Source organism: Moraxella sp. (genome assembly GCF_024227015.1).
Classification (GTDB): Bacteria; Pseudomonadota; Gammaproteobacteria; order Pseudomonadales; family Moraxellaceae; genus Moraxella.
In genome coordinates this window covers 1-9464 of record NZ_JAAELD010000255.1, presented here as the reverse complement: position 1 = coordinate 9464, position 9464 = coordinate 1, and the positions used below count along the sequence as shown (strand labels likewise).

The window sequence follows — 9464 nt, the reverse complement described above, 5'->3', positions numbered from 1 at the left end:
TAGGTCTTCGTTACTGCTGGCCGCCAGACTGATGCGATATCGCTCAAACCCAATCTGGCTATATTTCTTGCTGGTGGCATCAACTTCATAGCGTCGCCCCTGATGCAGGTCGAGTCGTATTACCCCGTCATCGCTGTCCACTTGGGTCGCAGACTTGGCAAAGATGATGGTGTCTTTTTCGGAGATGAGCTCTTGGGGGATTCTGGTGGCGATTTCTTGCGCCTTTTGGGCGTTGTCCGCTTGACCATCTTGATGGGCGATGTCGCTCATGCTGGCGGCATTTCTAGGGTCAGGGTTTTTCGCCATTTGGATGACGATGACATCCTGCAGGTACTCGCGATTCTCACCAATCTCGCCGACATAAAGATGGTATTCGCCACTACTGATGAATTTTCTTGGGGTGATGATGTCAAAGATCTCGAGGACTGATTGCTCCTGCCAGATGTTCGCTGCCTTCGCCACGCCCCACGGTTTGGCGACGAGCGTGATGAACCCTTGCGCCAAAAAAGCCGCCAGCACAAGCGGTATGAGCAGCCGCGACACGCGCCCACGACTGATGCCGCTGGCGTTTAGTACCGCTATCTCATGATCAGCATACAGCCGACCAAAAACAAGCATCAGCCCAATAAAAAACGACAGCGGAAAAATCAGCTCCAAAAAATAAGGCAGGTTATAGCCGATGAGCGTAAATAGCACGCCCACATCAAGCCCACCTTCTGCCGCCATGCCAAAATAGCGAATCAAACGCCCACCAAGCAGCATCACCACCAAGAACCCAAGTACCAGGGCGGTGGTCGTAGCAACCTCGCGTATCATATAGCGGCGTAAAATCAAGACATCATCCAAAATCAGGAAAATTAACCTCTCATTATATCAAAAAATCATGGCGAAGATTAGCGATGATGCGAGGATTTTAAGCTTTTTTGAATAAATTTTTAAACAAAATGTTTAGGCGATTTTCGTACTTTTGGCTTGTTTTTTTGTCATGGTACACTATGTATTAAGCATGGCAAATATGCTAAACTAATCTTGTTGTAAGCCCGCTTACGCCATTATTTATTCATCAACAAAACTCACAAGGAAAGATCATGTCAATTCAATTATCCGTTCATTCAGAACTCACCCTAAAAAAAGCTACCAAATCCAACCCGCTGCCACAGCTGGTATTCTTCGCCGACAATGAAGGCAAGCTTCTTGGCAACACCCAAAATGAACATACCGCCCGCGCAGAAAATCTCATCAAAAAATCAGGCTTTAAAGGTGAGCTGTGTGACGTGGTGAGCGATTACGCCCTATCAGATGATGGCGTAGGCATCACTGTCATTGGCGCAGGCAAATTAGACAAACTTGCCAAAAACATCCAAAAGCTTGGCGCGGCAACCTACAAAAACATCAAAAACCACAAATCAGCCGCCATCGTTTGGGGTGATGTGATTTGCCAAAAACATTTCTCGCAATTTGCGCTGTCTTTATTGGCGGCAAGCTACCGCTTCGATCGTTATTTCGCCAAAAAAGCCGATGCCGACAAATTAACCACCCTAAGCTTCATCAATAACAAAGACAGCCAAGACGACTATCAGGCAGCGCTTGATATGACCAAAGCCACATTCGCAGGTCAAAGCTTCGCCCGTGATTTGGCAAATGAAGCGCCAAACAATCTAAATCCAGTGGCACTGGCAAAAGAAGCCAAAAAGCTTGCCAAAGAATACGGCGATAAAGTCAAAGTAACCATCCTAGGCGAAAAAGAAATGGCTAAGCTTGGCATGGGCTGCTTCATGTCAGTATCCCAAGGCTCTGACGCAGAAGGTCAATTGGTGGTCATCGAATATTATGGCAAGAACAAAAAAGGCAGCAAAAAAGCCAAGCTGGACAATCCGATCGCTCTGGTCGGTAAAGGCATCACCTTCGATACAGGCGGCATCTCGCTAAAACCTGGCGCTGGTATGGATGAGATGAAATTTGACATGGGCGGCGCGGCTGCCATGTTAGGCACTACCAAAGCAGTGTGCGAAGCAGGTCTTGAGATTGATCTGGTGACCGTGCTCGCCTGCGCAGAGAACATGCCATCAGGCAAGGCCACTCGCCCAGGCGACATCGTAACTGCGATGGACGGCACGAGCGTTGAGATCCTAAACACCGACGCCGAAGGTCGCTTGGTGCTGTGCGATGCGCTGTGCTACGTTCAGGATAATTACAAGCCACGCACCATCGTGGATGCAGCAACCCTAACAGGCGCGTGCGTCATCGCCCTAGGCAGCGTGCGCTCAGCCGTGTACAGTAACGACGAAGATACACTATTTGCCCTAGAATCAGCTGGCGAACATACAGGCGACCTACTGTGGCAGATGCCGCTTGATGATGAATATGCAAGCCAACTAAAATCAAACTTCGCTGACCTACAGAACATCGGTGGGCGCGAAGGCGGCTCTATCACCGCAGCATGCTTCTTGCAGCACTTCATCAAAGAAGGTCAAGCATGGGCGCACCTTGACATCGCAGGTACCGCATCGCTTAGCGGTGCAAACAAAGGCGCGACAGGCCGCCCTGTGCCAATGCTGGTGCAATTCCTAAAATCTCAAGAAAATCAATAAGCCACCCAAAGAAAACGCCCATACAACATGGGCGTTTTCTTTATTCTGATGGCAAGCTCATCGCTGATTACTGCTACGGCTCATTAGCGATGGGCAACAAAAAAACCGCTTAATCATAAGCGGTTTTTTTGTTGTACTAATTTAGGCTTATTTTAGAACTTCTGCCATTGCATTAGCAACGTATTCAACGTTCTTGTTGTTCAGACCAGCGATACACATGCGACCATTTTCAACCATGTACACCGCGAATTCATCACGCAAACGCACGACTTGCTCAGCGGTCAGACCGGTAAAGCTGAACATGCCACGCTGCTTGGTGAAGTAGCTAAAATCACGCTCTGGCAACTTGGCAGTTAGAGTGTCTTGTAGTTTTTGGCGCATTTCACGGATGCGGTCACGCATCTCATACACTTCACCAACCCACTGCTCGAACAGCGCTTCATCGTTCATCACGATATCCACGACATTATTACCGTGTGATGGTGGGCTTGAATAGATGCGGCGTACGGTGAATTTTAATTGACCTTGTACTCGGTCGGCTTCTTCTTTTGATGGTGCAACCACTGACAGACCGCCAACGCGCTCGCCATATAGCGATAGGTTTTTTGAGAATGAATTTGATACGAAGATCGGCAAGCCCATGTCCACGGCGCGACGGATGGCGTACACGTCGCTTTCCATGTCTTCGCCAAAGCCTTGATAAGCGATGTCCATGAACGCGATGAGCTTTTTGTCTTTGACAATATCAAGCACCACATCCCATTGGTCATTGGTCAAATCCACACCGGTTGGGTTGTGGCAGCATGGGTGCAGTAGCACCACGTCATTTTCGTTCAGACCTTTGAAGAATTCGCACATTTCATCGAATTTTACACCGATCGTCTGGGCATCATAATATGGGTATTTTGCCACTTCGATGCCAGCACCTTCAAAGATACCGATGTGGTTCGCCCATGTTGGGTTTGACACGTAGCATTTTGCATTTGGGAACCATTCATGGATGAAGTCTGCACCCACTTTTAGTGCGCCCGAGCCGCCCAAGGTTGCGATGGTGGCGACACGTCCATCTTTGACGATTTGGCTGTCGTTGCCAAACAATAGATCTTGGCATGCTTTTTTGTAGCCAGCCAGACCATCCATTGGCAAGTAACCACGTGGGCGTGGCGGGTTGGCAATCTGAGCTTCAGCTGTTTTTACGCACTCAAGCACAGGCAATTTGCCATCCTCGGTATAGTACACGCCAACACCCAAGTTCACCTTAATGTCGGTGCGTGGGTCGTTCGCAAATTTATCCATCAACCCTAAAATCGGGTCGCCCGCATAGTGTTCAACATGATTAAACATGGCAATTTTCCTTAGGTTAGTAAAGGCCGTTAAAAACAAAGACAGTATAGCCGAAAATCCACACCTTGTGCAGATAAATATGTCAAATGCGATCTATTTTGGATGACTCACCAAAAATTCGTGCGCATTCTCAATCAAAAATTCTTTAAACGCCACCGCAGCCGGCGACAGCGAACGATTCTTATGGGTGTAGAGTAAAAAATTACGCTCCACCACAGGCTCTGCGATCGGACGCATGACCAAGCCGTTCTGCTCCACCCATTCCGCTGCATACAGCAGACACACCGTCACGCCCAGACCCATGCGCACCATGCCAAGCGCGGTCGATAAGAAATTAATCTCAAAATCAGGGTGGAAAATACGGTTCGAGATGTTCGCAGGCAGCTCATTTTGCAGCGACTTAATAAAAGGTCCGTTCAGAGTAATCAAGCGTTCGCTCAACAGATCCGCCCAGCGCACCACGTCTTTTTTGGCGAAAGGATGTGTACTAGGTAGCACCAAATAAAACGGAGAACGAAACAGCGTGTCAGTCTTTAGATCATCAGAATGCACACGCTCAGGCGCCACACCCAAATCCGCCTCCAGATTCTCAATGTGTTCCACCACATCATCCACAGAGCAGTCGGTTAGCGTAACCTGAATGTGCGGATGCAGCTCACAGAACTTAGCGATGAACTTAGGCATCGTCGATGCAGATAGCTGCTGCGAGACCGCCAGACGAATATGCCCCTGGTGTAAGGATTTTAGGTTAGAGACCTTTTCATTGAGCACAGACATCTCATTGAGCACGCGGCGCGCCTGCGGCAATAAGCGCATGCCTGCATCGGACAGGTGCAACTTTCGCGTGGTGCGGTCGAACAGCTTGACATCTAAATTCTGCTCAAGCTCCTTGATCAGACCACTTAGAGCGGATTGAGTCAGGCACAGTGTCTCAGCGGCCTTGGTGAAGCTGTTCTGCTCAGCAACCAGCACAAAAGCGCGCAACTGGCGCAGCGTAGTACTCACGATTATAAATCCTAGTAATATATGTATAAGTTAATATTATAAATTATAATTCGTAAGATACAAGTGTTCTAGAAAAATAAATCTGTGATTTTAATGATTTTGGCAAAAATAAAAACCGACTTCCTAAGAAATCGGTTTTTGATGGTTTTTAGATTAGCCCTTATAGGCGTATTTTGGATCGACTGCTGCGGTAAATAGCACGTCAGTTGATGAGTTTAGTGCGGTCTCTGCCGAGTCTTGTACGACACCGATGATGAAGCCGATCGCCACCACCTGCATGGCGATGTCATTAGGAATGCTAAACAAGCTACACGCCATCGGAATCAGTAGCAACGAACCGCCTGCCACGCCTGATGCGCCACACGCTGCCAAGCTACCAATGATGGCAAGCAATAACGCCGAACCGAACGATACATCCAGACCCAACGTGTGCGCCGCTGCTAAGGTCAGCACGTTAATGGTGATCGCCGCACCCGCCATGTTGATGGTCGCACCCAGCGGAATGGTCACTGAATAAGTCTCTTCGTTCAGACCCAGCTTACGCGCAAGGTTCATGTTCACAGGAATGTTCGCCGCCGATGAGCGCGTAAAGAACGCCGTCACGCCCGACTCGCGCAGACAAGCCAATACCAATGGGTATGGGTTTTTACGCGTAACTGCAAGCACGATAATGGGGTTCACCACGAGCGCGATGAATAGCATACAACCCACCAATACCATCAGCAGATGGCCATAGCCCAGCAGCGCATCCAGACCAGTCTCAGCGACAGTCGCCGCCACCAGACCAAATATACCAATCGGTGCAAAGGCGATGACCCACTTCACCACGTTGGTGATGGCAGCACTTAGGTCTGTTGCGACTTGGCGAGTGGTCTCACTCACATGGCGAAGCGCCAGACCAATCAGCACCGCCCACGTCAAGATACCCATATAATTGGCTTCTGCCAATGACTTGACAGGGTTCGCCACCAGATTCATGAGCAGCGTAGTCAGCACTTCTTTTAGGTTCTGCGGTGGCGTCTGTTCGATGTTCTCTGCTGCCACCAGCACAAGCTCGGTAGGGAAAGTAAAACTCGCCACCACAGCCGTCAATGCCGCGGTAAAGGTGCCAAATAGATACAGAATAAAAACTGGCTTGATGCGAAGATCGCCGCCGCCACGATAAGACGTTACCGCTGCAACCACCAACACAAACACCAAAATTGGAGCAACTGCTTTTAGCGCACCCACAAAAATCGCGCCCAAAATACCAACAGAAATACCCACAGACGGCAACAGCGCGCCCACAATCGCACCCAAAATCAGCGCCGCGATGATCATCGGCACCAATCCGGCTTTAAGATATGCATTCACCAACGAGCGCATACAGACTCCTAAATTGTTAAATAATGATTGATAATGCTTAAAATTTAATTAAAAATCGTTCTACTATACCACTTTTATCGCCCATAAATCTAGCATTTTTGCAATATTGGCAACAAAGTCGTTACATCTGAGTAAGTTTTAAGACCATAAAAGCTGCGTTCATTATAGTCGATTTCTCGCATTCAATTCATATAAAATAGCTGCCCTTAACCAAACCAACAGTCATATCGCCACAAAAAAGCGCCCACCAAGGACGCTTTTATTTTATACAGCAACTACATTCAGACCAAAGCAGTATTCGATACCAAGATGCCATTATTATCAGCATAGACATATGCGCCATCTTTGATGCTAACTCCACCAAAATTCAGCGTCACGCCTGTCTCACCGATGCCTTTGCGGGTGGATTTTTGGGGAATGCAGCCGAGTGCATGCACACCCAAATCCAACTCGGTCAGCGCATCGACATCACGCACACAGCCATAGACGATCACGCCTGCCCAGCCATATTTGACCGCGCTCTCAGCGATCATGTCACCAAGCAGCGCACAGCGCATCGATGCACCGCCATCTACAACGAGCACCTTGCCAGCACCATCGGTCGCAAGTAGCTCTTTGACACGTGAATTATCCTCGAAGCACTTGACCGTAACCGCCTGTCCCCCGAAGGCTTTTTTACCGCCGAAGCTACGGAAAAACTTCCCATCCATGCTTGGACTGACCACCTGAATGTCTTTATCCGCGTTGTCATCCAGCAGGTCACAGGTTACAAATTCGCTCATTTTTACTCCTTGTTCAATGATGATAAAGCCAAAAGATCGGCTTTAATTGATGAAATTTCATCAAAAAATAGCACTTTCGCCCTGATTTGTCAATTCACGAAAGCTGGCACACTCTGTCAAAAATCCAGCTTTCGCTTTGAATAAAAATCCATCTGCTCACCCGTGACAGGATCGATGAATGACAGTGATTTGGCGAGCAGCTGCAGCGGTGCATCGAACTCGCCGCGCGCTTTGTGTTTGACCTTTGGATAATAAGGGTCGTTCTTGATGGGGACGCCCAGATGGTTTAGATGTACTCTTAGCTGATGCAGCTTGCCTGTCGTGGGGTGCAGCTCATACTTTGCCCAGTCGCCCCGGGTCTCGAGCTGATGAATGAGCGTGTGCGAGTTCGGTGGCGCATTGACATCGACACGCATCGTATAAAACGGCTCACCACGCGTTAAATGCAGGCAGACATCCATAGGAAATGCCACATCAGCATTGCATGGCGCGATGGCGTGATAGGTTTTATGGATGGCATTGTCCGAGAACAGTGACTGATAGATGCCGCGAGTCTTTACATCTTTACTGATCAGAATCAACCCTGCCGTCTCACGATCTAAGCGATGAATGGGCGAGAGGTCAGGATTATTGGTCTGCTGCTTTAGTCGGGTGAGTAGCGTCTGACGAACGTACTCACCGCCTGGCGTCACCGCCAAAAAATGCGGCTTGTCCACCACCATGAATCTGTCGTTCTCATAAAGCACCTCATGCGCAAAAGGCACAACAACCTCATCCTCCAAAAATCGATAATAATACACCGAACGCCCATGTACATAAGGCGCATCCATGGTCGCGATCTTGCCATCCTCCCAAAACACCAACCCATCATCAAAGCGTCTGCGCCATTCCTGCATGCCCACATGGGGGAATTTTTGGCATAAGAAAGTAAATAAATCAGCAGGCGGAGTGACTAATTTCTCAAGATAAATCGTGCTTGGTGATACGCCATCAATCATCGGCGGAACAAAATCTGACATGGCTGGGTATGATCGTCATGGCTAAGGATGAATGCGCATTTTAACATGAATTTACGCTTGGTCTTAAGCTCGTCTTCATGCCCAGCCTTGACATATCTAAAATTATAGATATAATGATATATAAGTTTAGTTTTAATTATTTTATGTATGAAATCAACCGAGATTTTTAAGGTGCTTGGCAACGACTGCCGTTACCAGATTCTATTATGGTTAAAAGACCCTGCGACCCATTTCGGTACTGACGCGCTGCGCTGCGCTGAGACGGGTTTTGATGGTGGCATCTGCGTGGGCATGATCGCTGATAAGTCAGGACTGGCTCAGTCGGTCATCTCAAGCTACTTAGCCAGCCTACAGAACGCAGGACTGATAGAAAGTAAGCGACTGGGCAAATGGACCTACTATCGATACCGCGTTCAAGGCGTGCGTGATTTTATCCACCAAATCACACATGAGCTAAATTAACAGAAGTATCGCCAAGCCAAATTTACCCAAAGCTTATATTTCCTTGAAAAAAAAACCTTTATCACTCATATCTATATTGATAGATATTTATAAATTTTATAAAGAAGAGAACCATTATGACTGACGTATCCATCCTAAACCTAGCGCCATTTCGCGATGGTGAGACCTTTACCGATGCCGTGGACGACTTGGTTGATCTGGCGCAGCACGCCGAGAAGCTGGGTTATTCACGCTACTGGATCGCCGAACATCACAACATGCCCTATCTGGCAAGCTCAGCGACCAGCCTACTGATTCAGCGCGTGCTTGATAAAACAAACACAATCCGAGTCGGCTCAGGTGGTGTCATGCTACCCAACCATTCGCCATTCATCGTCGCAGAGCAATACGGCACATTAGCGAGCCTATATCCGAACCGTGTCGATCTGGGGCTTGGTCGTGCACCGGGTACAGACCCGCAGACCGCACGTGCGATTCGTCGCCATCAAGATGACTTCGCGATGAGCTTTCCTAGCGACATTAAGGAACTTCAATTTTATTTTGGTGATGATGATCAGGGTAAGAAGGTACGTGCCTACCCTGCCAAAGGGCTTCATGTACCGCTTTATATCCTAGGCTCAAGCACCGAGAGCGCCTATCTGGCGGCGGAATTGGGTCTGCCTTATGCGTTCGCCTCTCACTTTGCACCGAGATTCTTGACTCAGGCGGTGGACATTTATCGCAACTACTTTAAGCCATCTGCCGTACTCGACGCCCCTCAGGTCATCGCAGGAATCAACGCCATCATCGCAGACAGTGATGATGAAGCCGAACTGCTCTCCACGACAAGCCTACAGTTTTTCTTGAATGTGGTAACAGGTGATCGCTCCGGCATGAAGCCGCCTGTCGCGGACATT

At 48.6% G+C, this 9464-nt stretch carries 9 protein-coding genes; 3 read left to right on the top strand and 6 right to left on the bottom strand.

Going from position 1 to position 9464, the window contains the following annotated elements:
* Positions 1 to 834, bottom strand: an 834-nt coding sequence (locus GY683_RS06015; protein WP_297287881.1) for an LptF/LptG family permease, incomplete at its 3' end; no start/stop codon positions are given.
* A 254-nt stretch (positions 835 to 1088) separates the two neighbouring features.
* Between GY683_RS06015 and GY683_RS06010 the strand changes: the two genes are divergently transcribed.
* Positions 1089 to 2591: a leucyl aminopeptidase gene (locus GY683_RS06010; protein WP_297287880.1), complete on the top strand. Its 1503-nt coding sequence runs from the start codon at positions 1089 to 1091 to the stop codon at positions 2589 to 2591.
* A 147-nt stretch (positions 2592 to 2738) separates the two neighbouring features.
* Here the strand turns inward: GY683_RS06010 and GY683_RS06005 are convergent, their stop codons facing one another.
* From GY683_RS06005 to GY683_RS05985, 5 genes are all read right to left on the bottom strand, one after another.
* Complete coding sequence (locus GY683_RS06005; RefSeq protein ID WP_297287879.1) at positions 2739 to 3935, bottom strand: amino acid aminotransferase; 1197 nt, start codon at positions 3933 to 3935, stop codon at positions 2739 to 2741.
* A gap of 93 nt (positions 3936 to 4028) precedes the next feature.
* The gene (locus tag GY683_RS06000; protein WP_297287878.1) at positions 4029 to 4940 is read right to left on the bottom strand and encodes a LysR family transcriptional regulator; all 912 of its coding nucleotides are present in this window, start codon (positions 4938 to 4940) and stop codon (positions 4029 to 4031) included.
* Between the two features lie 153 nt (positions 4941 to 5093).
* Positions 5094 to 6305, bottom strand: a complete 1212-nt coding sequence (sstT, locus tag GY683_RS05995) for a serine/threonine transporter SstT (RefSeq protein WP_297287877.1) — start codon at positions 6303 to 6305, stop codon at positions 5094 to 5096.
* A gap of 281 nt (positions 6306 to 6586) precedes the next feature.
* Entirely contained in the window at positions 6587 to 7087 is a 501-nt protein-coding gene (gene rraA, locus GY683_RS05990; RefSeq protein ID WP_297287876.1) for a ribonuclease E activity regulator RraA, read from the bottom strand.
* Positions 7088 to 7203: 116 nt separating this feature from the next.
* Positions 7204 to 8106, bottom strand: a complete 903-nt coding sequence (locus tag GY683_RS05985) for a pseudouridine synthase (protein ID WP_297287875.1) — start codon at positions 8104 to 8106, stop codon at positions 7204 to 7206.
* A gap of 147 nt (positions 8107 to 8253) precedes the next feature.
* On the opposite strand from GY683_RS05985, the gene GY683_RS05980 reads away from it, so the two are divergent.
* Entirely contained in the window at positions 8254 to 8568 is a 315-nt protein-coding gene (locus GY683_RS05980; RefSeq protein WP_297287874.1) for a helix-turn-helix transcriptional regulator, read from the top strand.
* 116 nt (positions 8569 to 8684) lie between these two features.
* The coding region (locus tag GY683_RS05975; RefSeq protein ID WP_297287873.1) for an LLM class flavin-dependent oxidoreductase at positions 8685 to 9464 on the top strand (780 nt) is incomplete at its 3' end.

Bases quoted from the DNA above. Each gene is read 5' to 3' on its own strand.
- GY683_RS06010 (WP_297287880.1), top strand. From the start codon at position 1,089: ATGTCAATTCAATTATCCGTTCATTCAGAACTCACCCTAAAAAAAGCT.
- GY683_RS06005 (WP_297287879.1), bottom strand. From the start codon at position 3,935: ATGTTTAATCATGTTGAACACTATGCGGGCGACCCGATTTTAGGGTTG.
- sstT (WP_297287877.1), bottom strand. From the start codon at position 6,305: ATGCGCTCGTTGGTGAATGCATATCTTAAAGCCGGATTGGTGCCGATG.
- rraA (WP_297287876.1), bottom strand. From the start codon at position 7,087: ATGAGCGAATTTGTAACCTGTGACCTGCTGGATGACAACGCGGATAAA.
- GY683_RS05985 (WP_297287875.1), bottom strand. From the start codon at position 8,106: ATGTCAGATTTTGTTCCGCCGATGATTGATGGCGTATCACCAAGCACG.
- GY683_RS05980 (WP_297287874.1), top strand. From the start codon at position 8,254: ATGAAATCAACCGAGATTTTTAAGGTGCTTGGCAACGACTGCCGTTAC.